At 70.4% G+C, this 25985-nt stretch carries 21 protein-coding genes; 5 read left to right on the forward strand and 16 right to left on the reverse strand.

Translation table 11 applies throughout. The annotated features are described in order from the left end of the window. Positions 1-88: 88 nt before the first annotated feature. A complete protein-coding gene (locus H570_RS0110685) occupies positions 89-2116 on the forward strand; it encodes a TonB-dependent receptor plug domain-containing protein (RefSeq protein WP_027080727.1) in 2028 nt (675 codons plus the stop codon). Here the strand turns inward: H570_RS0110685 and H570_RS17240 are convergent. The 9 genes from H570_RS17240 to H570_RS0110730 form a co-directional block, all read right to left on the reverse strand. Then, the gene (locus tag H570_RS17240; RefSeq protein ID WP_036135977.1) at positions 2082-3539 is read right to left on the reverse strand and encodes an alkaline phosphatase D family protein; all 1458 of its coding nucleotides are present in this window, start codon (positions 3537-3539) and stop codon (positions 2082-2084) included. The genes H570_RS0110685 and H570_RS17240 overlap by 35 nt on opposite strands. Before the next feature lie 2 nt (positions 3540-3541). Next, positions 3542-4351, reverse strand: a complete 810-nt coding sequence (locus H570_RS17245; protein ID WP_156899951.1) for an inositol monophosphatase family protein — start codon at positions 4349-4351, stop codon at positions 3542-3544. A gap of 25 nt (positions 4352-4376) precedes the next feature. Further along, positions 4377-5723, reverse strand: a complete 1347-nt coding sequence (locus H570_RS0110700) for an MFS transporter (RefSeq protein WP_027080728.1) — start codon at positions 5721-5723, stop codon at positions 4377-4379. Between the two features lie 26 nt (positions 5724-5749). Then, a complete protein-coding gene (locus H570_RS0110705; protein ID WP_027080729.1) occupies positions 5750-7246 on the reverse strand; it encodes a CoA-acylating methylmalonate-semialdehyde dehydrogenase in 1497 nt (498 codons plus the stop codon). Positions 7247-7252: 6 nt separating this feature from the next. Then, positions 7253-8086, reverse strand: coding sequence for a 5-deoxy-glucuronate isomerase (gene iolB, locus H570_RS0110710; protein WP_027080730.1), 834 nt, complete (start codon positions 8084-8086; stop codon positions 7253-7255). After that, entirely contained in the window at positions 8083-8973 is an 891-nt protein-coding gene (gene iolE / locus H570_RS0110715) for a myo-inosose-2 dehydratase (RefSeq protein ID WP_027080731.1), read from the reverse strand. Before iolE ends, iolB begins: the two co-directional genes overlap by 4 nt. Next, a complete protein-coding gene (gene iolD, locus H570_RS0110720; protein WP_245559591.1) occupies positions 8970-10832 on the reverse strand; it encodes a 3D-(3,5/4)-trihydroxycyclohexane-1,2-dione acylhydrolase (decyclizing) in 1863 nt (620 codons plus the stop codon). The genes iolE and iolD overlap by 4 nt, the downstream gene beginning before the upstream one ends. Then, a complete protein-coding gene (locus tag H570_RS0110725; RefSeq protein WP_027080733.1) occupies positions 10832-12775 on the reverse strand; it encodes a bifunctional 5-dehydro-2-deoxygluconokinase/5-dehydro-2-deoxyphosphogluconate aldolase in 1944 nt (647 codons plus the stop codon). The genes iolD and H570_RS0110725 overlap by 1 nt, the downstream gene beginning before the upstream one ends. Before the next feature lie 86 nt (positions 12776-12861). Next, the gene (locus H570_RS0110730; RefSeq protein ID WP_027080734.1) at positions 12862-13752 is read right to left on the reverse strand and encodes a MurR/RpiR family transcriptional regulator; all 891 of its coding nucleotides are present in this window, start codon (positions 13750-13752) and stop codon (positions 12862-12864) included. 144 nt (positions 13753-13896) lie between these two features. On the opposite strand from H570_RS0110730, the gene H570_RS0110735 reads away from it, so the two are divergent. Both H570_RS0110735 and iolG read left to right on the forward strand, forming a co-directional pair. Then, positions 13897-14883 carry a Gfo/Idh/MocA family protein gene (locus H570_RS0110735; RefSeq protein ID WP_027080735.1) on the forward strand — a complete coding sequence of 329 codons (987 nt, stop codon included), beginning with the start codon at positions 13897-13899 and terminating at the stop codon, positions 14881-14883. An 11-nt stretch (positions 14884-14894) separates the two neighbouring features. Further along, positions 14895-15875: an inositol 2-dehydrogenase gene (gene iolG / locus H570_RS0110740; RefSeq protein ID WP_027080736.1), complete on the forward strand. Its 981-nt coding sequence runs from the start codon at positions 14895-14897 to the stop codon at positions 15873-15875. Positions 15876-15882: 7 nt separating this feature from the next. Here iolG and H570_RS0110745 read toward each other — a convergent pair whose 3' ends face one another. Together H570_RS0110745 and H570_RS17250 are read right to left on the reverse strand one after the other, a co-directional pair. After that, on the reverse strand, positions 15883-17169 hold the full coding sequence (locus H570_RS0110745) for a histidine-type phosphatase (protein WP_051176406.1): 1287 nt from the start codon (positions 17167-17169) through the stop codon (positions 15883-15885). A 46-nt stretch (positions 17170-17215) separates the two neighbouring features. After that, positions 17216-19774, reverse strand: a complete 2559-nt coding sequence (locus tag H570_RS17250; protein ID WP_169447763.1) for a TonB-dependent receptor — start codon at positions 19772-19774, stop codon at positions 17216-17218. Positions 19775-19988: 214 nt separating this feature from the next. Here H570_RS17250 and H570_RS0110755 point away from each other — a divergent pair, with 214 nt between their 5' ends. Beyond that, positions 19989-22046: a phytase gene (locus H570_RS0110755; protein ID WP_169447764.1), complete on the forward strand. Its 2058-nt coding sequence runs from the start codon at positions 19989-19991 to the stop codon at positions 22044-22046. Positions 22047-22121: 75 nt separating this feature from the next. Then, positions 22122-22469, forward strand: coding sequence for a DMT family protein (locus tag H570_RS0110760; RefSeq protein ID WP_027080739.1), 348 nt, complete (start codon positions 22122-22124; stop codon positions 22467-22469). A gap of 226 nt (positions 22470-22695) precedes the next feature. Here H570_RS0110760 and H570_RS0110765 read toward each other — a convergent pair whose 3' ends face one another. The 5 genes from H570_RS0110765 to nudE all read right to left on the reverse strand — a co-directional run bounded on the left by H570_RS0110765 (position 22696) and on the right by nudE (position 25936). Beyond that, entirely contained in the window at positions 22696-22998 is a 303-nt protein-coding gene (locus H570_RS0110765) for an Mpo1-like protein (protein WP_027080740.1), read from the reverse strand. Between the two features lie 13 nt (positions 22999-23011). Continuing rightward, positions 23012-23335 (reverse strand): YnfA family protein, encoded by a 324-nt coding sequence (locus tag H570_RS0110770; RefSeq protein WP_027080741.1) that lies wholly within the window; start codon positions 23333-23335, stop codon positions 23012-23014. A gap of 232 nt (positions 23336-23567) precedes the next feature. Beyond that, positions 23568-24401 carry a nucleoside triphosphate pyrophosphohydrolase gene (gene mazG / locus H570_RS0110775; RefSeq protein WP_027080742.1) on the reverse strand — a complete coding sequence of 278 codons (834 nt, stop codon included), beginning with the start codon at positions 24399-24401 and terminating at the stop codon, positions 23568-23570. Between the two features lie 175 nt (positions 24402-24576). After that, positions 24577-25395, reverse strand: coding sequence for a 3'(2'),5'-bisphosphate nucleotidase CysQ (gene cysQ / locus H570_RS0110780; RefSeq protein WP_027080743.1), 819 nt, complete (start codon positions 25393-25395; stop codon positions 24577-24579). After that, positions 25382-25936 carry an ADP compounds hydrolase NudE gene (gene nudE / locus H570_RS0110785; protein WP_027080744.1) on the reverse strand — a complete coding sequence of 185 codons (555 nt, stop codon included), beginning with the start codon at positions 25934-25936 and terminating at the stop codon, positions 25382-25384. The genes cysQ and nudE overlap by 14 nt, the downstream gene beginning before the upstream one ends. Between the last annotated feature and the right edge of the window lie 49 nt (positions 25937-25985).

Below are 25985 nucleotides of genomic sequence, written 5' to 3' on the forward strand. Positions count from 1 at the left end.
GTCCGTGCCGTCAGCGTATCGAGTCTAGCCTTGCAGCGACTTCCGGGGAACCAGACACGCCATGCGGCGGGATCACCACCACGCTCTGTTGTACGCCTGCCTGCTCGCCGCCTGCGCCAGCGTGCATCCGGCCATCGCGCTCCCTGCCATCGCGCAGTCCGGGGACGATGCACGTTCGCGCACGGTCTACGCCGCAGACTACTTCGACGACGTTGCGCCTGCCAACGCCTACGACATGGTGCTGCGGCTACCGGGATTCACCATCGTCGAATCCGACGCCGACGTGCGCGGCTACGCCGGCGCCGCCGGCAACGTGCTGTTCGACGGCGCGCGCCCGACCAGCAAGCGCGAGGACACCAGCGCGCTGCTCAAGCGCATCCCGGCGCGGGCGGTGGCACGCATCGAACTCATCCACGCCGGCGCGCCGGGCATCGACATGGGCGGGTACGCGGTGCTGGCCAACGTGGTGCGCCGCGACGACGCGAGCACCGAGTGGGCGGTCGAGGCCGGGCTGTCCGCCGCCACCGGCGGTACACGCGAACCGTTGGCGAAGTTCGAGTACGGTCGCCGCCGCGGCGACACCGCGCTGGACCTGTCGTTGAAGTCCGCCAGCGAGGTCGACGACGACACCGGTCGCGGCAGCATCGTCACGCGCGAAGGTGCGGACGCGTCGCGCCAATCGCTGGACACGCGTGCCATCGAACGCAACCGGGAAGCGACCGCCGGCTGGCGCCAAGCGTTCGCATCCGGACGCCTGTCGCTGACCGGCGCGCTGCGCGGCGAGCGGGTGCGCACCAGCACGCGCATCGGCGCATCGGACGTCGACGATGCCGAGCACATCGACGAGCAGGAGCGCTACCGCGAGGCCGAAGTCGGAATGCGCTTCGTGCGCCAGTTCCGCGGTCGCACCACGCTCGAGGCCATGGCCAGCGTGCAGCGCGGCCAGCTCGACGAACTGGAGCACTCGATCGAAGGCGACGACGACGAGCGCTTCGCCGGCGAAACCGACAGCGGCGAGTCGATCGCGCGCATCGGCTTGACCCACGCGCGTTCGGACGCGCTGTCGTTCAATGCTGCGCTGGAGGGTGCGTACAACTCGCTCGACGGCGGGAGCCAATTGCGCGAGAACGGCGTCGACGTCCTCCTCCCCGGTTCCGACGTGCGCATCCGCGAGCGCCGCAGCGAGGCCTCGCTCGGCGCCACCTGGAGCCCGGCCGACCGCTGGACCATCGAACCGGGCCTGCGGATCGAGCGCTCGGACATCTCGCAGTCCGGCGACAGCCCGCGCCAGCGCGGCTTCACCTACGCCAAACCGCGGCTCGCGCTGCGCTGGAACGCGGGCGACGCGGACGAATGGCGCTTCGCGCTCTCGCGCGAGGTCGGGCAGCTGGACTTCAAGGACTTCGTCGCCTCGGCTTCGCTCGACGGCGGCGTCGTGAGCGCCGGCAACGCCGAACTGGAGCCGGACAAGACCTGGCGCAGCACGCTGTCCTGGGAGCACCGCTTCGGCGAAGACGCGGCGCTGACCCTTGGCTTGACACACGACCGCGTCGAGGACGTGGTGGACCGCGTGCTTGTGGTCACCGACGACGACGTGTTCGACGCGCCGGGCAACATCGGTTCAGGTCGACGCGACACGCTGTCGCTGGACCTGGCCGCACCGCTCGACGCTTGGGGCATCCCCGGCGGCCGCATCCGCACCACGGCGCTGTGGCGCACCAGCCGCGTGACCGACCCCGTCACCGGCCGCAGTCGCGGCATCTCCGGGGAAAAGCCGTTCGAGGGCGAGATCGAGTTCTCCCAGGAGCTGCCCGCGCTGCGCGCAAGCTGGGGGCTGCTGGTGGAACACATCGCCGAGCGCGAGACCAAGTACCGCCACGACCGCGTCACCCGCGAATCCGAAGGCGCCGGCTGGACGCTGTTCGCCGAGCGCCGCATCGGCGAACACTGGCGGCTGCGGGCGGAAGCGACCGACCTGTTCGGACGCGACTTCACCGAGCGCCGCGAGAATTACGACGGCACCCGCGCCGACGGCGCGATCGAACAGATCGAAATCCGCCGGCGGCGCACGCCGGGCGTGGTCAGTCTGACGATCCGTCGTAGTGTGGGTGGCTAGGCCAGCCCTGCGGCGGATCGAACCCGTAATAGCCGCCGCCCTCGCGGAAGCGCTCCAGCCGCTCCAGCTCCACCGGATCCGACTTGCTGTCCCAGGTGCGGGCGCCGTTGCGCAGGTCGTCCGGGGTGAGCACCAGCGGATCCCACACCGGTTCGCCCATCACGTCGTGCAGGGTGTAGATCAGCTGCGGCGTGTCGCCGGTCATGTCGAAGCGCATCAGCCCGACGTTCACCGAACGCGTCCACGTGTCGCGCACGCGCACCTCGGGCGCCTGGCGGGTGTTCTTGGCAGCGGGCATCTGCGCCAGCGGCGAAGAGCAGAAGTCGTAGATGTCGTAGCCGCCCTGCTGCGAGCGCGGGATGCAGTTGAGCTCGCCCATGTGCGAGTCGCCCGAGATGCAGACCACCCCGCCGATGCCCTCGTCGCGGATGAAGTCGAAGATCTCGGTGCGCTCGGTCAGGTACACGGCCCAGGAATCGCCGCCTTCCTCGTTCTCCGCGCACGACCAGCCGCCGCCGATCGCCAGCACCTTGAACGGCGCGGTGCTGGTCTTGAGTTCGCGCTTGAGCCAGGCCTTCTGCGCGGCGCCGAGCATGGTCTTGCCGGCATCGTCGACCTGGTCGGTGGGATCGCGGTGGTAGCGGCCGTCGAGGACGAAGAAATCGACCCCGCCGTAGTGCTGGCGGAAATAGACGCCGGGATTGTCGCGCTCGCCATACGCCGGATTGGCCCAGAAGCTGCGGAACACGCGCAGCGACTGCGCCTTGGACGTGCTGCGTCCGTCCGAATCGTTGTAGCCGAAATCGTGGTCGTCCCAGGTGGCCAGCTGCGGCACCGAGCGCAGCAGCGGCTCGAGCCGCTCGACGCTGCGGCCGCGCGCGTACAGGTCGACCAGCGCGTTCGCCTGGTCGCTGTCGGCGTAGATGTTGTCGCCCAGCCACAGGAACATGTCCGGCTCCAGCGCGCGCACCGCGTTCCAGATCCGCTGCTCCTGGTCGAACTGGATCCGGCAGCAGGAGCCGAACGCGACCCGGAAGTCCGCCGGCCCCGCGGGCGCGGTGCGGGTGCGGTGCGGCAGCGGCTGGTGGCGGTCGTGCTCGCCGGCGTAGCGCAGCCGGTACCAGTAGTCGGTATCCGGCTGCAGGCCTTCGGCGCGCAGCACCACGCAGCCTTCATCGTCCGCGGTCGCCGTTGCCGTCGGCCCTTCGATCACGGTGGCGAAGTCGCGGTCGGTGGAATATTCCAGGGTCACGTCGAACAGGCCGCTGGCGCGCGTCCAGACCGTGAAGTGGTTGGGCCCGGGCGCGCCGATCATCGGCCCCTGCAGCGCGCGCGGATAACCCACCGCGCGCGCGAACGCGCGCGGCATCGCGGCCAGCAGCGCCATCAACCCGCCGGTCCTGAGGAAGACGCGCCTGCGCATGGTCAAACCCCTCCCTCTGCAAGCACACGGTTGAGCACGTCCATCAGCGGCTCCCGAATCGCGCCATTCGACACGCACACGGTGCCGCCGTGCAGATCCAGCGGCCCGCCGTCGACGGCGCTGGCGTCGCCGCCGGCCTCCTGCACCAGGATCACGCCCGGCGCCATGTCCCACGCCATCAGCGCGCGCTCCCAGTAGGCATCCCAGCGCCCGGCGGCCACCCAGGCCATGTCCACCGAACAGGCGCCGGTGCGGCGGATGCCGGCGGTGGCTTCGCTGAGCAGGGCCATCTCGCGCGCGAACAGCGGATGGTCGGGCTTGCCGGCGAACGGAATGCCGCAGGCGAGCACCGCCTCGATCAGCCGTCCGCGCGTGGAGACGTGGATGCGCCGGCCGTTGCACCAGGCGCCGCCGCCGAGCTCGGCGACGTAGAACTCGTCGAGGATCGGCAGGTGGGTGACGCCGGCCACGATGCGGCCGTTGCGGGCCAGCGCGACGTTGACGCCCCACAACGGGCAGCCGAACAGGAAGTTGGTGGTGCCGTCGAGCGGGTCGACGATCCAGGTGTGGCCGTCGTCGCTGCCTGCGAACGCACCGCTTTCCTCGCCGAGGAAGCCATAGTCCGGCCGCGCCGCGGACAGCAGCCCGCGGATGGTGCGCTCGGCCTCCTCGTCGGCGATCGACACCAGGTCGGCCGGTCCGCTCTTGCTGCGCACGGTGATCTCCGGCAGGCGGGCGAAATGCGCCTTCAGCCCGTCGCCGGCCGCGCGCGCGGCCTGCATCATCACCACCAGGTCTGGGGAAGCATTCAACACGTCCGGCTCCTGTCCATCGAAATCAATCGCGCAGGCGCGTGCGCCACAGACTGCTGGCCAGCAGCAGCGACAGCACCGACGATCCGATCCAGAACCAGATCGCCGGGCCGAAGTCGTACACCCGCACGCCGTCGACCATGCGCATCCCGCCCTGGATGAGCGCGCCCGACACCTGCTCCTGGATCGCCGCACCGATGTAGCTGAAGATGCCGATCACGCCCATCGCCGCGCCAGCCACGCGCTTGGGCGCGATGTCGACCGCGAACAGCCCGCCCAGCGAGGTGACCAGGCCGGTCAGGCCCATGCCGAACAGCACCATCGACAGCAGCAGCACGGGCATCGTCTGCGGGCCGAAGAAAAACAGGCCCAGGCCGGCCAGCTCGATCAGGCCGAACAGCAGGTTGGCCGGCGGGCGCCGCGCGTTGAAGAACTTGTCGGAAACGAACCCGAACGCGATCGCCCCGGCGATGCCCGCCAGCGTGCTGGTCATGAGCAGCGTGCCGGCGGCCGGCAGCGAGAAGCCGCGCGCTTCCTGCAGGTAGAGGATGCCCCAGGAGTTGATCGCATAGCGGGTGACGTAGGTCGTGGCGCTGGCCAGGCACAGGACCCAGATCGCCGGGATCTTCAGGATCGACAGCTGCAGGGCCAGCACGGACTTCATGCCGGCCTTGGGCGCGGCGTCGTAATGGTCGTCCTTCCAGTCGGCCACCTCGGGCAGGCCGAGCGTGCGCGGCCGGTCCTGGATCAGCAGGTAGCAGCCCAGTGCGGTGACGATGCCGACCAGCCCCGGCGCCCAGAATCCCCAGCGCCAGCCCAGCACGCTCACCACCAGGCCCACGCCCAGGAACGTCAGGCCCTCGCCGATCGAGTGCGCGGTACTCCACACGCCGTATATGCGGCCGCGCTCGCGGTTGGAGAACCAGCCGGTCATCGCGACTACCCCGCCCGGCGCGCCGAAGCTCTGGAACCAGCCGTTCAATCCCCACAGCACGACCGCCAGCCACAGCGCCGTGGCGAAGCCCATCGCCAGGTTGCACAGCGCGGTCATCATGAAGGCGAACGCGAGGAAGCGCTTCATGTTGGCGTGGTCGGCGAGGAAGCCGTTGGTCAGCTTGCCCAGCGCGTAGGTATAGAACAGCGCCGAGCCGATCAGGCCCAGGTCGTTGGGCGAGAACACGCCGGCATCGATCAGCGGCTTCTTGACCACGCCCAGCGCCAGCCGGCACGTGTAGATCAATCCGTAGCCCAGGGTGATGGCCAGCATCACGCGCAGGCGATGGCGACGGAACAGGCGGTCGATCTCGCCGCGGTCGCCGATCGGCGCGCGATCCGCGCCGGTGGCGAAGAACCTTGCCATCGCGTTGCGCATGCCCGTCCCTCCCCCGGCGCCGCCGCTCATTGCATCGTCGGCATGGTGAAGTCATGCGCCGACGCGCCGCCGCGCGGCCATCGCTGGGTCACGATCTTGGTGCGGGTGTAGAAGCGCACCCCGTCCATCCCGTACTGGTTGAGGTCGCCGAAGCCCGAGCGCTTCCAGCCGCCGAAGCCGTGGTAGGCCACCGGCACCGGGATCGGCACGTTGATCCCGACCATGCCGACCTCGACGCGCTCGGCGAACTCGCGCGCGGCGTCGCCGTTGCGGGTGAAGATGGTGACACCGTTGCCGTACTGGTGGCGGCTGGGCAGTTCCAGCGCCTGCTCGAAGCTGTCGGCACGCACGATCTGCAGCACCGGCCCGAAGATCTCCTCGCGATAGGTGCGCATCTCCGGGGTGACGCGGTCGAACAGGCACGGCTTGAGGAAGAAGCCTTGCTCGTGCCCGGGCATCGTGAAGCCGCGGCCGTCGACCACCAGCTCGGCGCCCTCGTCGACGCCGGCCTGGATGTAACCCTCGATCCGCGCCTTGTGCGCGGCAGTCACCACCGGCCCGTAGTGCGCATCGGCGTCGAAGGACGTCCCCACGCGCAGCTCGCCGATTGCCTCGACCAGGCGCGCGCGCAGCCGCTCTGCGGTCTCCTCGCCCACCGGCACCACCACCGGCAGGGCCATGCAGCGCTCGCCGGCCGAGCCGTAGGCCGCGCCCATCAGGTCGGAGATGACGTGGTCGATGTCGGCGTCCGGCAGCACGATGCCGTGGTTCTTGGCCCCGCCCATGCACTGCATGCGCTTGCCGTGCGCCGCGCCGCGCGCGTAGACCTGCTGTGCGATGTCGGAGGAGCCGACGAAGCTCACCGCCTTGATCAGCGGATGGGCGAGGATCGCCTCGACCACGTCCTTGTCGCCGTGCACCACGTTGAGCACGCCCTCGGGCAGCCCAGCCTCGAGCATCAGCTCGGCCAGCCGCACCGGCACCGAAGGATCGCGCTCGGACGGCTTGAGGATGAAGGCGTTGCCGCTGGCGATCGCCGGGCCGAACATCCACATCGGGATCATCGCCGGGAAATTGAACGGCGTGATGCCCGCCACCACGCCCAGCGGCTGGCGCGCCGAAAACACGTCGATGCCCGGGCCTGCGCCCTGCGTGTACTCGCCCTTGAGCAGATGCGGGATGCCGCAGGAAAACTCGATCACCTCGAGCCCGCGCTGCAGGTCACCGCGCGCATCGGAGAGCACCTTGCCGTGTTCGCTCGACAGCAGGCGGGCCAGCGTGTCCATGTCGCGTTCGAGCAGGCGCTTGAACTCGAACAGCACCCGTGCGCGCCGCTGCGGATTGACCTGCGCCCACACCCGCTGCCCGTCGACGGCGCTGGCGACCGCGCGGTCGAGCTCGGCGGCGTCGGCCAGCGCGACGCGCGCCTGCACGCGGCCGGCGTTGGGGTCGAAGACATCGCCGTGGCGGCCGGACGTGCCGGCAACGCTGCGGCCGCCGATGAAATGTTCGATGTTGCGCATGTCGCTTTACCTTTTGTCTGGTGCCGGGGTCGGCGCCGGTTGCACGATCCATTCGTGCGCCGGGTCGTTGCGGAAGATCCAGCGCCGCTGGGGCCCGGCCATCACGTTGAGGTAGTACAGGTCGTAGCCGTGCGGCGCACCGACCGGGTGGTAGCCGCGCGGCACCATCACCACGTCGCCGTCGGCGACCGAAACGGTTTCGTCCAGCGAGCGGTCGTCGGTGTACACGCGCTGGACCGCGAAGCCCTGGCTGGGCTGCAGGCGGTGGTAGTAGGTTTCCTCCAGCGCCGTTTCCTCGCCCGGGGTGGCGGTGTCGTGCTTGTGTGGCGGATAGCTGGACCAGTGCCCGCCCGGCGTGATCACCTCGACCACCAGCAGGCTGTCGGCCGGCTCGGTCTGCGGCAGGATGTTGCGCACGTGGCGGGTGTTGGTGCCGCTGCCGCGCACCTCGCGGCTCATCCGCGCCGGGTCGATCTTGCGCGCCTGGCCGTCGCCGCGGCCAGGGGCGGTGCACACGGCCAGTTCGACGTCGCCGCGCGCGACCACCGCGTAGGGCACGCCCGCGGGCACGTAGACCGCGCCGGGCGCCCTGTCCTCGAACGGCGTGGCGCGCCCGCCGATGCCCTCGAACGACTGGCCGCCGGCGGTGATGTCGGCGCTGCCGGCGACCAGCACCAGGCAGGTCTCGCGCGCGGCGTCCTCGCCGGCATGCACCTGGCCGTCGAGCAGGCGCGCGACGCGGAAGCCGACGTGCTTCCAGCCCGCGCTCTCGGGCGTCACTTCCAGCACGGTGCCCGAATCATCGGGTGCGTGGGGACGAACGAGCAGCGGTGAGGTCATTGCAGCCCCGCTTTCGCGGCCTCCTGTTTCAGCGTCTGCAGGCCGAGCGCGGCGTACTGGCGCGGGTTGGCCAGCGCCGGATCCTGCTCGGCCTCGATGACGATCCAGCCCGCGTAACCGATGCGCGCCAGCGCGCGCATGACCGCGGCGTAGTCCAGCCCGCCGTCGCCGGGCACCGTGAACATGCCGGCGAGCACGCCGTCGAGGAAGCTCGCGCCGCGCTCGTGGATGCCGGCGAACACCTCCCGGCGCACGTCCTTGCAGTGCACGTGCGCGATGCGTCCGGGGTGCGCGTCGATCACCGCCAGCGGGTCGATCCCGCCCAGCGCCGCGTGCCCGGTATCCAGCGTCAGCCCCACCGACGGGCCGGTGTTGCGCAGCAGCGCCTCGAGGTCGGCGGCGCGCTCGACCACCGTGCCCAGGTGGTGGTGGTAGGCGAAGCGGATGCCCTGCGCCTGGACGTGGTCGGCCACGCGGGTCATGCGTTCGCCGAACTGCGCCCACTGGTCGTCCCGCAGCCGCGGCGTATCGGCCAGCGGCGTGCCGCGTTCGCCGTGCACGGCATTGCTGGTTTCGGCGAACACGAACGCGGTGGCGCCCAGCGCCTTGAGCAGCGACAGGTGCGGCTGCAGCGCCTGGATTTCCGCATCCGCGTCGCGCGCCAGCAGCGCGCCGCTGTACCAGCCGCCGATCAGGTCGAGGCCGTGACCGCCGAGCAGCGCCGCCAGTTCGGCGGGCTCGCGCGGGAAGCGCCCGCCCAGCTCCACGCCCTCGAACCCCAGCGCCGCGATCTCGCGCAGGATGTCGTCCAGCGGCGTGTCGCCGCCGAGTTCGGGCATGTCGTCGTTGGACCACGCGATCGGGCTGACGCCGAAGCGGATGCTCATGGCTGGTTCCGTTTGAGGGGCACGCCGGCCTCGTAGGCCTGGCGCGCGATGTTGACCTCGGTGCGGTCGGACACTTCGGGAACGGCCACGTCCCACCACCAGCCACCGGCCTCGGTGGTCCGGCGCGGATCGGTGTCGATCACCACCACGGCGCTGCGGTCGGCGGCGCGCGCGCGCGCCAGCGCCTCGCCCAGCTGCGCCACGCCGGACACGTGCTCGGCCAGCGCGCCGAGGCTGCGTGCGTGCGCGGCGAAATCCACGGGCGCCAGCCGCGCGTGGCGCGCGTCGGCCAGCAGGTTGTTGAAGCCCGCGCCGCCAGTGGCGCGCTGCAGGCGGTCGATGCAGCCGAAGCCGCGGTTGTCGAGCACCACGACCACCAGCTTCAGGCCGAGCATGACCGAGGTCGCCAGTTCGGAGTTCATCATCAGATAGCTGCCGTCGCCGACCAGCACCACCACCTGGCGGCCCGGCTCGGCCATCTTCACGCCCAGCGCGCCGGCGATCTCGTAGCCCATGCACGAGTAGCCGTATTCGACGTGGTAGCCGCGCGGCGACGCGGTGCGCCAGAGCTTGTGCAGTTCGCCCGGCAACCCGCCGGCGGCGCAGACGACGATGGCGTCGTCGTCCACGGCGGCCTGCACCGCACCCAGCACCTGCGCGTCGCTGGGCGCCTCGCCCGCCGCGCCGGGCGCGGTCGCGGCGTCGACCTGTTCGTTCCAGGCCGCGATGGCCGCGGCGTTGCGCCGTGCGACGCCTTCCTCCACGCGCCAGTCGCCCAGCCCTTCGCGCAGGGTTTCCAGCACCAGCCGCGCGTCGCCGACCACCGCGGTGGCGCCGTGCTTGTGGGCGTCCAGCGGCTGCACGTTGACCTGGAACAGCCGCGCCTGCGGGAACAGGCTGCGCGAGCCGGTGGTGAAATCCTGCAGCCGCGTGCCGATGCCCACGACCAGGTCGGCCGCCTGCGCGGCGGCGTTCGCCGCCGTCGAGCCGGTCACGCCGATCGCGCCGAGGTTGCGCGGATGGTTCCAGGGCAGCGTGCCCTTGCCCGCCTGCGTTTCGGCGACCGGCAGGCCCGTGGCCGTGGCCAGCGCGGACAGCGCGGCCCCGGCGCCGCTGTAGGCCACGCCGCCGCCGCAGACCAGCAGCGGGCGCTGCGACCTGCGGACCGCTTCGAGCAGCGCCTGCAACGCCGCCTCGTCCGCGGGCTGGCGCCGCTCGGGCCACAGCACGGGCTCGAAGAACGATGCCGGGAAATCGAACGCCTCGGCCTGCACGTCCTGGCAGAACGCCAGCGTGGCCGGCCCGCACAGCGCCGGGTCGCGCAGCACCGCCAGTGCGCGCGGCAGCGCATCGAGGATCTGTTCCGGGCGCGTGATGCGGTCGAAGTAGCGCGACACCGGGCGGAAGCAGTCGTTCACCGACGCCGTGCCGTCGGCGCCGGACTCGAGCTGCTGCAGCACCGGATCCGGCCGGCGCCCGGCGTAGACATCGCCGGGCAGGAACAGCACCGGCAGCCGGTTGACGTGCGCCAGCGCCGCGGCGGTGACCATGTTGGTCGCGCCCGGCCCGATCGAACTGGTGCAGACCATCGCGCGCCGGCGCCGCATCTGCTTGGCATAGGCGATCGCGGCGTGCGCCATCGCCTGCTCGTTGTGCGCGCGCCAGGTCGGCAGCGCGTCACCCGCCGCGTGCAGCGCCTCGCCCAGGCCGGCGACGTTGCCATGGCCGAAGATTGCCCATGCGCCGGCGAAGTACGGGACTTCCATGCCGTCCACGACCACCCGCTGCGCGGCCAGCCAGCGCACCGTGGCCTGTGCGGCGGTCAGCAGGATCGTGCGTGGCGTGGCCATGTCGCTCATCAGGCGCAGTCCGCGACGGCAGGATGTCCGATCTTCGCACTCCTGGCCTGGCGCCATGCCTCGACGAGTACGCCGAACCGGGCCGCCAGGTCGTCCACCGCCGTCTCGTCGTCGATCTCGCCGCCCAGCCAGCGCGCGGCGGCCTCGGCGAAGATGGTGCGTCCCACCGCGAACCCCTTCACCAGCGGCTGCGCGGCGGCCACCTGGAACGAGGCGACCAGGACTTCCTGCGGCGCCGACAGGCCCAGCAGCACCACCCCGCGGCAGTGCGCGTCGTTGGCGACGATGGTGCGTTCGATGTTGCGCCACGCCGCGGCGCTGTCGCTGGGTTCGAGTTTCCACCAGTCCGGGCGCATGCCCAGGTCGTAGAGCCGCTGGATCGCGCGCGCCGCGGTGTCGTCGTCCACGGCGCCGCTGTTGGAGGCGATGATTTCCACCAGCAGCTCGTGGCCGGTCTTGCGGGCGGCGTCCTGCAACCGCAGCAGTTGGCGCTCCTGGCGCGCGCGCAGGTCGTCCGGATCGTCGGGGTGATAGAACGCCAGGCACTTCACCACGTGGTTGCCCGGCCAGGTGGCCAGTTCGGTGGCCACGTCGGCGCTGCTTTCGAAGTCCAGCGGGCGCGACCCCGGCATCTCGATCGGCCGGCCAATCCAGTACGGATAATCGGCCGCCGCCTCCAGCGCGCGCATGCCGTAACGGCCGTCGAGCAGCAGGCCGAAACCGGGTTGCCCATGCGCGACCCGGTCCACCGCGCGCAGCGCCAGCGCCTTGAACGCCGGGATGCGCGCCGGATCGGCGCCCACCTGCGCGCACAGCGCCTCGAACTGGCTGCGATGATCCATCGCCAGCACCATCAGGTCGTCCCAGCGCCCGACGCGGGTGGTGGCCCAGTGCAGCTGTTCGAGCGCGGCATCGTCGCGCAGCCGGAACGGACGCGCGTCCGATGCCAGGAACGCCTGCAGTTCCTCCCAGGTCGGCATCGCCGGCGAGCAGCCGTGGCGCGAGACGACGATCGCGCCGCAGGCGTTGGCGTACCGGCAGCACGCCTCGAGCGGTTCGTCGCGCAGCCAGCCGCGCAGGAAGCCGGCCATGAACGCGTCGCCGGCGCCGAGCACGTTGAACACGTCCACCCGGAAGCCCTCCCCGACCAGGCCGTCGTCGAGGCGGTCGGGAATCGCGCCGGCAAAGGCGACGCAGCCGTGCGGGCCGCGCTTGAGCACCAGCAGCGCTGGCGTGCGTTCGCGGATCGCGCGCAGCGCGGCGAGCGTGTCGGTGCTGCCGCCGAGGATGTGCACCTCCTCCTCGGTCCCGACCACCAGGTCGCACAGCGGCAGCACCTGCTGCAGCCGCGCGGTGACGCCGTCGTGGGCGACGAAGCGGTTCTCGCCCATGTCCTTGCGGGTCAGGCCCCACAGCACCGGGCGGTAGTCGATGTCGAAGACCACGCGCGCGCCGTTGCCGCGCGCGATCTGGCAGGCGCGCAGCGAGGCCTCGAAGACGTTGTCGCGCGACAGGTGGGTGCCGTTGATCAGCACCGCGCCCGCGTCGCGCAGCAGGCCCTCGTCCACGTCCGAGGCCTGCAGCGCCATGTCGGCGCAGTTCTCGCGATAGAACACCAGCGGGAAGGTGTCCGCGTCGCGGATGCCGAGGAACACCAGCGCGGTCAGCCGCTCGGGATCCTCCAGCACGCCGCGGGTCGAGACACCTTCGCGCGCGAGTTGCTCGGTGATGAAACGGCCGAAGTGGTCCGCGCCCACGCGGGTCAGCAGCGCCGACCGCAAGCCCAGGCGCGCGGCGCCCACGGCGGTGTTGGTGGGACTGCCGCCGATGTACTTGGCGAACGACCCCATGTCCTCGAGACGGCCGCCGACCTGCTCGCCGTAGAGGTCGATGCAGGACCGGCCGATCGTGACCAGGTCGAGTTGCCGCTCCTTCGCTGCCATGCAGGCCATGCCCCACTGTGCCGGGCGCCTATCGCCCCCGCTTTTGTAACATATATTCTATTTTGAATTATGAAGCAACGTACGTTTCATTTCTTCGTGCGCCGCCCGCCAGCGCCGCCGCTGCGCCGTCCGCGCGCCGGGGGCACGGCCGCGAACACGTAGGAAATGACCAGCACCTGCGCCAGGCACATCGAGGCCGAGAGCGAGCGGAACTTGCGGATCTCCGCCTCGCGCACCTGCAGCACCAGGGTCGATGGCTTGGCCACCGGACTGACCATGCTGTCGCTGATCGACAGCACCTTGCAGCCGCGGATGGCGGCCGCGTCGATCAGGTGCACGGCCTCCTCGGCGTAGGGGTGGTAGCTGACCGCCACCAGCAGGTCGCGCGGGCCGATGGCATGGACCTGTTGCAGCGCCATGCCGCCGACGCTGTCGATGAAGACGGTCTTCTTGTCGGCCTGGTGCAGCGAGTAGGCGAGGTAGGCGGCCACCGGGAACGAGCGCCGGAACCCGGCGACGTACACCGTTTCGGCCTGCGAGATGAGCTTCACCGCGCGCGCGAGATGGTCGCGGTCCACCGCCCGGCCCAGGTTCTGCAGCGCCAGCACGTTGCCTTCGACGAACTCCGCCAGCACCTGCCCCGGATCGCCCACGGCCTTGCGGTCCACGGTCTGGGTGAACTCGCGCACGCGCTCACCGTAGCCCTGCGTGGTGCTGCCCAGCAGGCCGTCGACGAACAGGCGCTGCATCTGGCTCGCGCCGTCGAAACCGAAGTGCTTGGCGAAGCGCACGATCGCCGACGGCTGCACGCCGGTGCGCTCGGCCAGCACCGCAACGGTTTCCAGGGCCACGGCGCTGGGCTCGTCGAGCACGTAGCGCGCGATCTGCTTGAGCCGCTTGCTCAGCGTCTCGTACTCGTCGAGGATCGCTGCGCGAAGTTCGTCCGCATCCGCAGGTGCCTGGGTCCGTTCGGTCATTCGGCCACTCCTTCGGGTTGCGTGGTTCGGGGGATGGGACGGGTGCACATGTTCGCCCACGGCGATGTACGCCGGCGTCGAATTCTATTGCATTCGCAAACAGAACAAATATTCTATCTGCATTCCGGTGCGGGTGGGGTCCAGATGCAGCGTATCGATGTCGCACTGGTGGGGGCCGGCCGCATGGGCCAGGTCCACGGCCCGAACGCGGCCCGGCATCCCGGGCTGCGCCTGAAGTACGTCGTCGATGCCCGCCCCGGCGTGGCCGAGGCGATGGCGGGCCGGTGGCAGGCGGGGGTCGCGGGGCTGGAACAGGCGCTGGCCGACCCGTCCGTGGGCGGCGTGCTGGTGTGCAGCACCACCGACCTGCACCTGGCGCACGCCAGCGCGGCCGTGGCCGCCGGCAAGGCGGTGTTCTGCGAGAAGCCCATCGACCTGGACGTGGCCAAGGCGCGCCAGGCGCAGCCGCTGTTCCGCGACGCGCGCTTCCTGCTCGGCTTCAACCGCCGCTTCGATCCGCACTTCCTCGCGCTCAAGCGCCGGCTGGACGCGGGCGAAGTCGGCCGACTGGAAGCCCTGCACATCGTCAACCACGACCCGGCCGCGCCGCCGCCCGGCTTCATCCCCACCAGCGGGGGGCTGTTCAAGGACTTCACCATCCACGACCTGGACCTGGCCCGCTGGCTGCTGGGCGAGGAGCCGTGCGAGGTGTTCGCCTCGGCCAGCTGCCTGGTGGATCCGGAGATCGGCCGGCTGGGCGACGTCGATACCGCGCGCGTGCTGCTGCGCACGCCGTCCGGCCGCCTGTGCGTGATCTCCAACACCCGTCGCAGCGGCTGCGGCTACGACCAGCGCATCGAGGCGTTCTGCTCGGGCGGGCGGCTCGCCGCGGACAACGTCCACACCAGCACGCTGGTGGCGACGACCGCGCAAGGCGCCCTCGCCGCGCCGATCCACCCCGGCTTCCCCGAGCGCTACCGCGACGCCTACCGCGCGCAGATCGAGCACTTCGCCGACGTCGTGCACGGCCGCGCGGCGCCGGCGATCGGCTACGACGACGGCATCGCCGCCCTCGCGCTGGCCGAAGCCTGCGGACAATCCGCGCGCGCCGCCGCGCCGGTCCACTCATGAAGGAATCGAACATGCACAAGGTCGCATTGATCGGCGCCGGCCGCATCGGCCGCATCCACGCGCGCAACATCGCGCGCCATCCGCGGCTGGCACTGGCCGCCGTGGTCGACCCGGTCGAGGAGGCAGCGCGCGCGCTGGCCGCCGAGTGGCAAAGCCGGGTCGCCACGCTCGACGAGGTCCTGGCCGATCCGGACGTGGCCGGCGTGGTCATCGCCAGTTCCACCGATACGCACCTGGACTACAGCGTGCGCGCCGCGGCCGCCGGCAAGGCGGTGTTCTGCGAGAAGCCCATCGACCAGGACCTGGCCCGCGCCCGCACCGCGGCCGATGCACTGTCCGGCGCGCGCCTGCTGCTGGCCTTCAACCGCCGCTTCGATCCCAACTTCCAGGCGCTCAAGGCGCGGCTGGACGGCGGCGAGGTCGGCACCCTGGAAAGCCTGCAGATCACCTCCAACGACCCGGGCCCGCCGCCGCCGGCCTACGTCGCGGTGTCCGGCGGCCTGTTCAAGGACATGGCGATCCACGACTTCGACATGGCGCGCTGGCTGCTGGGCGAAGAGCCGGTGGCGGTGTTTGCCGTCGGCAGCTGCCTGGTGGACCCGGAAATCGGCAGGCTCGGCGACGTCGATACCGCGCGCACCCTGCTGCGCACGGCATCGGGCCGCCTGTGCGTGATCTCCAACAGCCGCCGCTCCGGCTTCGGCTACGACCAGCGCATCGAGGCCTACGCCTCGGCCGGCATGCTGCGCGCCGACAATGTCACCGAGACCACGGTGCAGGCCTGGACCGAGGCCGGCGCCGCGGCGGACCGCTTCCAGAATTTCTTCCTCGACCGCTATGCCGAGGCCTACCGGCGCGAGATGGATCACTTCGCCGACATGCTCGACGGCAGCTGCAGCGCATCGGTGGGCTACGCCGACGGCGTCGCCGCGCTGGCGCTGGCGGAGGCTGCGGCGCAGTCGCTGCGCAGCGGCCAGGTGGTCGCCCCCTGACGCGGGCTCAGCGCGCGGCCGCGGCCACGGGCGCGACCAGCTTGCCGCGCACCAGCGCGGCGAAGTCGTCCAGGCGGCAGGGCTGCGCGCAGCCGGGGATCGGCAGGGACACGTAGGCGGGCGCGTTGGCGTCCGACAGCGGCTGCAGTTCGCGCACCTGGTCCATGGTCTGCGAGCGGTAGAAGGCGCGCACGAAGCGTTCACCGCGCGCATCCGACAGCACCTCGAAGCCGAGCGCGCCACCCGGCGGCGGATCGTCGCGCGGGTAGCCGGGCACGGTCCAGTGCAGGTCGAGCAGGCCGCCGAGGTCGGCGATGTTGGTGTCGTGCCCCACCAGCACCGTCAGCGGCGGGCCGTCTTCGACGGCCGCAAGCATGCGCGCGGCCAGCGGCGAGGCGGCGCGCGCGGCGACGTACGGCGCGCGGCCTTCGTAGCGGAACTTGATCGAATGGAACTCGAGCAGCGCCTCGATGCCGTCGCGGTCCAGGCGGCCCCAGGCCACGTCCTGCATCGGCATGCCTTCCAGGTACTGGAGCAGGAAGGTCTGGCTGATCGTCGATGCCAGCCCGAAGGGGTCGCCGACGTCGGGACGATCGTCCTCGTGGCGCACGATCCCGGTCGGCATCTGCGAGAGGTCGCACCCGGCCGGTACGCCCCACGCTTCGCACAGCGGCGGTGCGCAGCAGCCCAGCGCCTGGTTGAGCTGCGCGAACAGCGCCGCGCGCGCCTGCACCTCGGCATCCATCCCGCCTGGCGGGGCGAGCGCGGCCACCGCGCGCACGGCCTGGTCGGGCTCCACGCGCGTGTAGCCGGTTTCCAGCGGATGGAACTCGAAATCCTCGTCGGCACCGGCCGGGAAGGCGACCGCGATGCCGCAGCCCGGCGCGAGCCCTTCGAGCAGCGCACGCGCGGTGTCCTGGGTGCGCGACTTGGCGCTGGCCGCCACCGCCACGGTGTCCTGCGACGGGCAGCCGTCGGTCGGGATCAGGCCACGCGCCGCCCAATGCGTGCGATCCCAGGCGCCGACCAGGCGCACCGCGTCGTAGCCGTGCTGCGTCAGCTCGCCGAATCCTGTCGACCAGGTCGGCCATTCCCGGTCTGCCATGCCTTCGGGCGCGACTTGCGGTTTGGTCGGCGGGCGGACGCCGTGGCGCATCAGCATCACCACGCGTTCGAGCACCGGCGCGGACTGCGCGTCGGGGGCCGGCCGCTCCGGGCTGCCCGCGCAGGCGGCCAGCAGGCCGCAAAGCGCGAGCAGGCCGGCGCCCAGGGCGCAGCGGATCGGAGGGGGCATGGCGTTGCGCTCCTGCATCGGGATCACCATCGTGTCGACGCCGGGGTCAGAACCTGAGCTGGATGCCCATGCGCGCGGTCCAGCCGTAGATCTCCTTCTCGGCCATGCGGTTGCGGTAGCCCATGTAGTTGAGCAGGGCCGCGTCGTTGAGGTTGCTGCCTTCCAGGAACACGGTCACGAGTGGATTGAAGGCATAGCTCACGCGCGCGTCCCACTGCTTGAGCGCGTCGACGTAGATGTCCCCCTCGCGCTCCTCCTCGTTGACCTCCAGCAGCATCGCCGACCGGTAGGTGTAGGCGATGCGCGCGGCGAACCCGTATTTCTCGTAGCTGATCTGTGCCGAGGCGACGCGATCGGACTGGTTGAGCAGCGGCACCTTGTCCGAACGCCCGGGCAGGCCCTCGGCCTCGGAATCGACCCAGGTCATGTTGGCGCCGACGCTGAACCCGTCCAGCGGCGACGGCAGGAAGCTCAGCTCGTACTGCGCGTTGAGTTCCAGGCCCTTCACCGTGGCCTTGTCGGCGTTGGTCCAGGTGCCGACCTCCGCGTTGGTCAACGGCAGGCCGCCGAACACGCCGTCCTGGCCGTCGCGGGTGACCTCGTAGATCGGATTCTTGATCGTCTTGTGGAACACCGCCGCCGACAGCAGGCCGCGATTGCCCACGTAGTACTCGACCGACAGGTCCAGGTTGGTCGACATCAGCGGCTCGAGGTCCGGGTTGCCCATCGTCACCTCGGGCTCGGCGTCGCCGGCGTTCTCGATCTGCACGAACGGCGCCAGCGACTCGTAGTTGGGCCGGCCGATCGCGCGCGTGGCGGCGGCGCGGAACACCAGGTTCTCGCCGGCGTCGTAGCGGAAGTTCACGCCGGGGAACCAGTCGGTGTAGCTGCGCGAACCGAACGTGTTGAAGCCCTGGTCGAGGGAGGCTTCCTCGACGTCGAAGGCGTTGGCGGCGTAGTCGCCCTGGGTGTGCTCGACGCGCACGCCGGGGATCACGGTCAGGTCGCCGAAGCGCAGGCGGCTCATGATGTAGCCGGCGGTGATCTTCTCGGTGATGCGGTAGTCGGCGGCCAGCGTGGCCGAGAGGGTGCCCTCCTCGTCTTCCTCGAACTCGCCGCCGTGCGCGTCGAAGTAGGCTTTCGCCGCCGGATTGGAGATCGTCGGACCGATGAAGTAGCGGCCGCCGAACATCGAGCCCATGGGCTTGCCGAGCACGTCGGCCAGCGTCATCGGGCCGTCGTCGTACTCGTAGGCGCGGCCGTTCTCGTCGTTGGTCTTCTTGCGGTGCAGGTATTTCACGCCGAACTGCAGGTCGGAGCCGTCGCCGATCGACAGCGGCATCAGGTAGTCCAGCCGCGCCTGGTACAGGTCCTCGACCGCGTGGCGCGATTCGGGCTCCCAGAAATCGGGTTCGAACAGCGACGGATCGTACGCGTCGGGGCCGTCCGGGGTGACGGTGTAGGTATCGCTGCCCAGCAGGTAGCTGCCGGTGATGTCGCCCTGCACGAAGCCCCACTCGTCGCGGTGCGGATCGCGCTTGTCGGCGCGTGACCAGGTGACCTCGGCGCTGAGCTTGCGGTCGCCCTCGAACTCGAACTCGCCGCCGGCCGATGCGGTCAGCGTACTGGTGTTCTCCGACCGCGTGCGCAGTGCACGCAGCGCCTCGGCGTCGCTGAAGGTGCCGCTGCGCGCGTCGGTGGGCGAGATCCCGTCCTCGTCGAACTCGATCGCGAAGCGGTCGCGCGTCTCGGAGTCCTCGTACTTGGAGTACAGCAGGCGCAGGAACAGGCTGGTGTCGTCGTTGGGGCGCCAGTCGAAGTTGGCCACCGCGCCGGTGCGCTGGCGATGGGTGTTGTACTGGCGCATGTCCAGCCCCTCGGGCACGAACTGGCCGTCGACCTCGATCCAGTCGCCCGCGTTCTGGATGTTCTGGCTGCCGATCTTGCGGTCCGAGTGGTTGAGCGCGAACACCGCGCCGAACTGCTTGTCGGGGCCGAAGCGCCCGCCGAACGAGCCGTCGAACTCGTAGGGATGCTCGCCGTTGATGTCGTTGTAGCCGTAGGCCGCGCTGGCGGTGCCGAACGTGCCCTGGCGGTCGAACGCGCTGAGTGTTTCGATGTTGACCATGCCGGCGATGGAGTTGGCGTCCATGTCCGGCGTCAGCGTCTTGGACACGACCACCGCGCCGATCAGGCCCGAGGGAATATCGTCCAGCTTGACCTGGCGGCCGTCCGGTTCCGGCGCCGGCGAGGTCTGGCCATTGAGGGTGACGTTGAGCAGGTCCGGCGAGATGCCGCGCACCGTGAGGTAGCGCCCCTCGCCCTGGTCGTTGACGGTGGAAATGCCGGGCAGCCGGCGGACCGCCTCGGCCACGTTCTGGTCGGGCAGCCGGCCGACGTCGTCGGAGCGGATCGCGTCCACCTGCCCGTCCGCGTAGCGCTTGTCGTCGATGGCCGCGCGGTCGGCCGCGCGGCGTCCGGTGACCTGGATCCGGTCCAGCTCGGTGACTTGCGGTGCCTGCCCCGCCGGCGGTGGATCCGCACTGTCCTGGGCCAGCAGCTGCCCGGGCATGAGTGCGAGGTTGCTCAGAATGATTGCCGTCAATGCATTGCGATGGATCTGTCGCACGGTGCAGTCCCTCCCGAGGACAGCCGCCACCGGCCAGGCAAGGGCGCCCGGATCGGGTGGCCGTGCCCGGAGATTACGAATGAAAATTCCAAAAGGCAACAGACTTGGAACTTCTCTTGCAAAATTGCAGGGCCTGTGTGAATGTCCCCACACGGCTAGCCGGCACATTCAAGCAACCGGAGATGACAAATTGAGTTCCCGCCATCGATCGACCATCACCGTCATGGCCGTGGCCGTGGCGCTCGCCCTGCCGGGCGGACAGGCAGACGCCCAGGACGCCCAGGTCCCGACCGTCCAGGCGACCGCCAGCACCCAGCGCACCGCCAGCGGCGAGAACAACGACGCGGCGATCGTGCGCAACGACGCCCGGCCCGGCGCGAGCCGCATCATCGCCACCGCCGCGCTCGACGGCCTTGAAATCAGCGACCTGTCCGGCAAGCGGCTGGCCACGGTGCCGGCCGGCGAGGCCGCGGCGGTGGACGCCATGCCGGGCGTGACGATCGGCAAGCGCAGCACGACGGTGGTCGCGGCGGTGGACGAGACCGGTCATTTCCTGCGCCTGTACACCTTCGACAACGACCGTCTGGCCGAGGCCGGCGCGCGGCCGATCCCGCTGGGTTTCGCCGCGGAGGGCATCTGCCTGTTCCGCAGCCCGCAGGACGGCGCGCTGCAGGCGTTCATCGTCGGCGACGGCGGCGAGATCGACCAGCAGGTCATCCACGCCACCGCCGGCGGCAGGCTCGACGCGCGCCAGGTGCGCCGCATCCACCTGCCCTCGCCCCTCACGCAATGCGTCGCGGATGCGGCGGGGCACGTCTACGTGTCCGAGGAAGCCGTTGGCATCTGGCGCTTCAACGCCGACGCCGAGGCCGACACCGAAGCCCGGGTAGTCGACGCCCCGCGGCTGGGCCATATCGAGGAGGAGGTCTCCGGCGTGGCGCTGTACGACGGCGGCGACGGCAGCCGCTGGCTGCTGGCCGGGGACGCCAGCGCCGGGCACGTGAACGTCTACGACCGCGACCGCGACGATGCATGGCTGGGGGCCTTCGTCGTTGCGGCGCCGGACGGCGGCGCGGTTGAAGAACCCGGCCTGCTTGCCGCCACCGGCCTGCCGCTGGGCAAGTCGTTCCCGCACGGCGCGCTGCTGGTGGTCGACGAGGACGCCGCCGACACCAAGCTGGTGGCGATCGCCGACATCGCCCGTGCGCTCGGCCTCGACCCGGGCAACGCGGCCGCCGCGGCATCGCCGGCCACCGTCCCCGCCGTCACCGCGCTGGTGGAAACCACGCCCGTATCCAGCTTCGGCGACGCCGCCGACGACCCGGCGATCTGGGCCAACCCCGACGACCCGGCCGCCAGCCTGGTGATCGCCACCGACAAGAAGGCCGGCCTGTACGTTTACGACATGCAGGGCCAGGTCGTGCAGTTCCTGCCCGACGGCAAGATGAACAACGTCGACCTGCGCGAAGGCTTCGAACTGGGCGGCGAGCAGGTGGTGCTGGTCACCGCCAGCAACCGCACCGACGACAGCATCGCGATCTACCGCCTGGATACCGAGAATCGCCGCCTGGTCGACGTCGCCGACGGCGTGCAGCCGACCGGCTTCGACGATCCCTACGGGCTGTGCATGTACCGCAGCCCGCGCGACGGGGCGATGTACGTGTTCATCAACGGCGACGACACCGGCAAGCGCCAGTGGCGCCTGGCCGACACCGGCAACGGCCGCGTCCATGCTGAGCTGGTCCGGGAGATGCGCTTCGAATCGCAGACCGAGGGATGCGTGGTCGACGACGACGCCGGCACGCTGTACGTCAACGAGGAAGACGTGGCGATGTGGCGGATGTCCGCAGAACCCGACGGCGGCGACGCCAAAGTCGCGGTCGAGCGCATCGAGGACAACCCGGCGATCCGCGACGACCTCGAGGGCGTGGGCATCTACCACCTGGGCGAAGGCCGCGGCTACATCGTCGCGTCGAGCCAGGGCAACGACACCTACGCGGTCTACCGGTTGGAGGGGGAGCAGGCGTACGTCGGCTCGTTCGCCGTGGTCGCCGACCCAGTGCGCGGCATCGACGGCATCTCCGAAACCGACGGGCTGGAAGTCACCAGCCGCAACCTCGGCCCCGGCTTCGAACACGGCGCGATGATCGCTCAGGACGGGCGCAACGTGATGCCGGTGGAGAACCAGAACTACAAGTACGTGCCCTGGGAAGCGATCGCGGGCGCGCTCGGGCTGGAGATGCGCTGACCGACCGCGCGACGGGCACGACACGGGCGGGTGGCGGGCGCTAGGCTGGCGTCCCGCCACTGCCGGCCCCGCCCCATGTCGCCCCTCGTCGAACGCGTCCTGCCCGTCGTCCTGCTGCTGGGTTCCAACATCTTCATGACATTCGCCTGGTACGGGCACCTCAAGTACAAGGCCTCGCCGCTGCTGGTCGTGATCCTGGTCAGCTGGGGCATCGCGTTCTTCGAGTACGTGCTGCAGGTGCCCGCCAACCGCTGGGGCAGCGCGGTGTACTCGGCACCGCAGCTCAAGGGCATGCAGGAGGTGATCACGCTGGTGGTGTTCGCCGTGTTCTCGGCGCTGTACCTGGGCCAGTCGCTGAAGTGGAACCACTGGGCCGGCTTCGCCCTGATCGCGGTGGCGGCTTGGCTGATCTTCCTGGAATAGGCGCATGCAATGCCGCAGGTCGGGACTACGCCCCCGACGCGATCGATCCGCTGGCCGCGTCTTCAGTCATTCCCGGCGTCGGGGCGTAGCCCCGGCCTGCTCCGGAGAAGCGATTTCCACAGCGGGTCCATGCGGGCCGACAGGGCGGACGCGCGGCGACCGGAATTCCGCCTCAATCCATATCGATCGTGCAACCCTTGGCGGAAACTCTCTGCGCAATATCCCGTCAGAAGCGGATGCGCCCGCTCAGGATGTCCTTGAACATCACCCAGTCGCCGGCGAACGAGTAGAACGGATGCCTGAATGTCGCCGGGCGGTTCTTTTCGAAGAAGAAATGCCCGACCCAGGCGAAACCGTAGCCGCAGAGCAACGCCGCCAGCAGCCACCAGGCATTGAGCGTCCAGATCGCGACCGCCAGCAGCACCAGCACGCCGCAGCTGCCAACGAAATGCAGTCGCCGCGAGGTGCGGTTGGCGTGCTCGCTCAGGTAAAACGGATAGAACTCGCGAAAGCTGGCGAACCGGTCCACGGCCTTGCTCCGTTCACAGGGGTCTTGGCGAAAACATGATGACTGCCATGCCGCACAGGCACAACAGCACGCCCAGCAGGTCCCAGCGCGTCGGCCGCACCGCATCCACCGCCCACAGCCAGCCGATCGCGACGGCGACATAGACACCGCCGTAGGCTGCGTACACGCGGCCCGACGCGGTGGGATGCAGGGTCAGCAGCCAGACGAACGCCGTCAGCGCGATCGCGCCCGGCAGCAGCAGCCACGCGCTCCCCGCCCTGCGCAGACACAGGTACGGCAGGTAGCAGCCGACGATCTCGGCCAGCGCGGTGGCGACGAACAGCAGCAGGGTTTTCATCGATTGCCTTTCCCGTGGGACGAAGGCGTGCGGCGCCGGACGGAGTGCCGCCTTCAACTCTGCGGCAGCAAGGCAGGCATGACAACCGCTCGGCAGGGCCCCACCATCGCGACGATGGACGCTCCACCGGACCATCGCCGCGCACGCGGGACGTCCTGCAGGATCAGCGGCAGCTCGCTGCCAACGACCGCCACCTCCGCGCGGGAGATCCATTGCCGCCGCGGCGGATCGATCACTCCGCCGCCGCGCGCTCCCCGCGCTTGGCACGCACCCAGTAGTCTTCCTGCAGCTCCAGCGGCATGTCCTGCAGGCGCACGCCATCGGCCTGGGCGAGCTGTTCCATCGTGCGGAAACGGCGTTCGAACTTGGCGTTCGCGCGCCGTAGCGCGCTGCCGACGTCCACCTTCGCATGGCGCGCAAGATTGGCGCAGACGAACAGCACGTCGCCGAGCTCATCCTCGAGCCGATCGCGCGCCCGCGCATCGCCGGGATTCGCAGCGACGGCCGCGAATTCCTCCTGCATCTCGCCGATCTCCTCGTGCAGCTTGGCGACCACCGGCGCCGGCGACGGCCAGTCGAAGCCGACCCGCGCCGCGCGCTGCTGCAGCTTCACCGCCCGCTGCCACTCGGGCAGGCCTCGCGCGATGCCGGCCAGCGCCGAGGTGTCCGTGTCGCCCGCGCCGGCGCGCTCGGCGCGCTTGATCTCGTCCCAGCTGCGCAGCACGCCTTCTGCAGTGCCCTGGCGGTCATCGCCAAACACGTGCGGATGCCGGCGCACCATCTTGTCGCTGATCGCCGCCGCCACGTCGGCAAAGCCGAACGCGCCCTGCTCGTCCGCCATCTGCGCGTGGAACACCACCTGCAGCAGCAGGTCGCCCAGTTCGTCCTTCAGCGCCGGCATGTCGTTGCGGTCGATCGCGTCGGCGACCTCGTAGGCTTCCTCGATGGTGTATGGCGCGATGGTGGAGAAATCCTGTTCGAGATCCCACGGACAGCCGCCATCGGGATCGCGCAGCTTCGCCATGATCGCCAGCAGGCGCTGCATCGGATGATCGGCTTCGGTCATGCCTCGAACCCTTTTGGCCACGGATCAACACCTGTGCACGCCGAGTGGCTGGCGCGGAGCCGGAATGCATCACCCGATGCGGAGCCGTCAGCCATCGCGATGGATACTCCCGGCAGTGTCCTGTCCGCGTTCATCCGTGTTCACCCGTGGCAGCAACGCATTTGCCCGCGGATCGTCACGACCCGGCCACCCAATCCCGCCACGGCAGCGCCGGATCGCCCAGCGCGATGAAGTCGCCGTTGAGCAGCGTGTCGCGCTGGTTGTAGCGCAGCGGGCGGCCGCGCGGATCGAGCACGACGCCGCCGGCGGCCTCGACGATCGCCTGCCCGGCCGCGGTGTCCCACTCGCTGGTCGGCCCGAAGCGCGGGTAGACGTCCATGCCGCCTTCGGCAAGCCGGCAGAACTTGAGCGAAGAGCCCAGCGCCACCGGCTCGCCCGCCGCGCCGGTGGCGGCCGCGATGCGTTCGAGCAGCGCCTCGGTGCGCTCGTTGCGATGCGAGCGGCTGGCGGCCACGCGCAGCGGCGCTGCCGCCGGCTCGCGCGTGCGCAGCGCGATGTCGTCGCCGCCCTCGCGGCGGAACGCGCCCTGCCCGCGAGCGCCGTGCCACAGCGCGCCGGTGACCGGCGCCTGGATCACGCCGAACACGACTTCGCCTTCCTCGACCAGGGCGATGTTGACGGTGAACTCGCCGTTGCGCTTGACGAATTCGCGCGTGCCGTCGAGCGGATCGACCACCCACAGCCGCGTCCACGTGCGGCGCACCGACGTGGGGATGGTGTCCGCGGATTCTTCCGACAGTACCGGGATGTCCGGCGTCAATGCCTCCAGGCGGTCGACGATGCAACGGTGCGCAGCCAGGTCGGCGGCGGTCAGCGGGCTGTTGTCGGCCTTGTGCTCGACGCCGAAGCCGGTGTCGTAGACGCGCAGGATCTCCGCCGCCGCCGCACGCGCCGTGGCAATGACCGCCTCGCGCAGCGCCTCAGCGACCGGCATGGTGCCGCAGGTATTCGCGCACGATGAACAGCGCGGCGATGGAGCGGCCCTCGGAGAACTCCTCGCGCAGGATCAACTCGTGCAGGGCATCGAGTTTCCACGGCACCACTTCGAGCTCCTCGGGCTCGTCGCCGGGCAGGCGCTTGGGGTACAGGTCGCGCGCCAGCACCAGGTGCGTCTGGTGGCTCATGTAGGTGGGCGCCAGGCTCAGCGAACGCAGCACCTGCACCGAGTTCGCGCCATAGCCGGCTTCTTCCATCAGCTCGCGGTTGGCGGCGTGCTCGGGGGTTTCACCGGCATCGATCCGGCCCTTGACCAGGCCCAGTTCGTAGCGGTGCATGCCGGCGGCGTACTCGCGCACCAGCAGCACGGTGTCGTCGTCGAGCATCGGCACCACCGCCACCGCGCCGTGGCCGCGGCCATGCAGGCGCTCGTAGCGGCGGCGCTCGCCGTTGCCGAACTCCAGGTCCAGCCGCTCCATGCGGTATGGCCCTGCATCGTGCTCGGTGATGCCGTGGATGATCGGCAGGCGGCGCGTCACGGCCGCATCCGGGCGACGGCGCCGGCCGGCACGCGGCAGGCGATAATGG

The sequence above is a fragment of the Luteimonas mephitis DSM 12574 genome (genome assembly GCF_000422305.1).
Taxonomy (GTDB): Bacteria; Pseudomonadota; Gammaproteobacteria; order Xanthomonadales; family Xanthomonadaceae; genus Luteimonas; species Luteimonas mephitis.

Coding starts and splice junctions, on each gene's coding strand:
- H570_RS17240 (WP_036135977.1), bottom strand. CDS start 3,539: ATGCGCAGGCGCGTCTTCCTCAGGACCGGCGGGTTGATGGCGCTGCTG.
- H570_RS0110700 (WP_027080728.1), bottom strand. CDS start 5,723: ATGCGCAACGCGATGGCAAGGTTCTTCGCCACCGGCGCGGATCGCGCG.
- H570_RS0110705 (WP_027080729.1), bottom strand. CDS start 7,246: ATGCGCAACATCGAACATTTCATCGGCGGCCGCAGCGTTGCCGGCACG.
- iolB (WP_027080730.1), bottom strand. CDS start 8,086: ATGACCTCACCGCTGCTCGTTCGTCCCCACGCACCCGATGATTCGGGC.
- iolE (WP_027080731.1), bottom strand. CDS start 8,973: ATGAGCATCCGCTTCGGCGTCAGCCCGATCGCGTGGTCCAACGACGAC.
- iolD (WP_245559591.1), bottom strand. CDS start 10,832: ATGAGCGACATGGCCACGCCACGCACGATCCTGCTGACCGCCGCACAG.
- H570_RS0110725 (WP_027080733.1), bottom strand. CDS start 12,775: ATGGCAGCGAAGGAGCGGCAACTCGACCTGGTCACGATCGGCCGGTCC.
- H570_RS0110730 (WP_027080734.1), bottom strand. CDS start 13,752: ATGACCGAACGGACCCAGGCACCTGCGGATGCGGACGAACTTCGCGCA.
- H570_RS0110735 (WP_027080735.1), top strand. CDS start 13,897: ATGCAGCGTATCGATGTCGCACTGGTGGGGGCCGGCCGCATGGGCCAG.
- iolG (WP_027080736.1), top strand. CDS start 14,895: ATGCACAAGGTCGCATTGATCGGCGCCGGCCGCATCGGCCGCATCCAC.
- H570_RS0110745 (WP_051176406.1), bottom strand. CDS start 17,169: ATGCCCCCTCCGATCCGCTGCGCCCTGGGCGCCGGCCTGCTCGCGCTT.
- H570_RS0110760 (WP_027080739.1), top strand. CDS start 22,122: ATGTCGCCCCTCGTCGAACGCGTCCTGCCCGTCGTCCTGCTGCTGGGT.
- H570_RS0110770 (WP_027080741.1), bottom strand. CDS start 23,335: ATGAAAACCCTGCTGCTGTTCGTCGCCACCGCGCTGGCCGAGATCGTC.
- mazG (WP_027080742.1), bottom strand. CDS start 24,401: ATGACCGAAGCCGATCATCCGATGCAGCGCCTGCTGGCGATCATGGCG.
- cysQ (WP_027080743.1), bottom strand. CDS start 25,395: ATGCCGGTCGCTGAGGCGCTGCGCGAGGCGGTCATTGCCACGGCGCGT.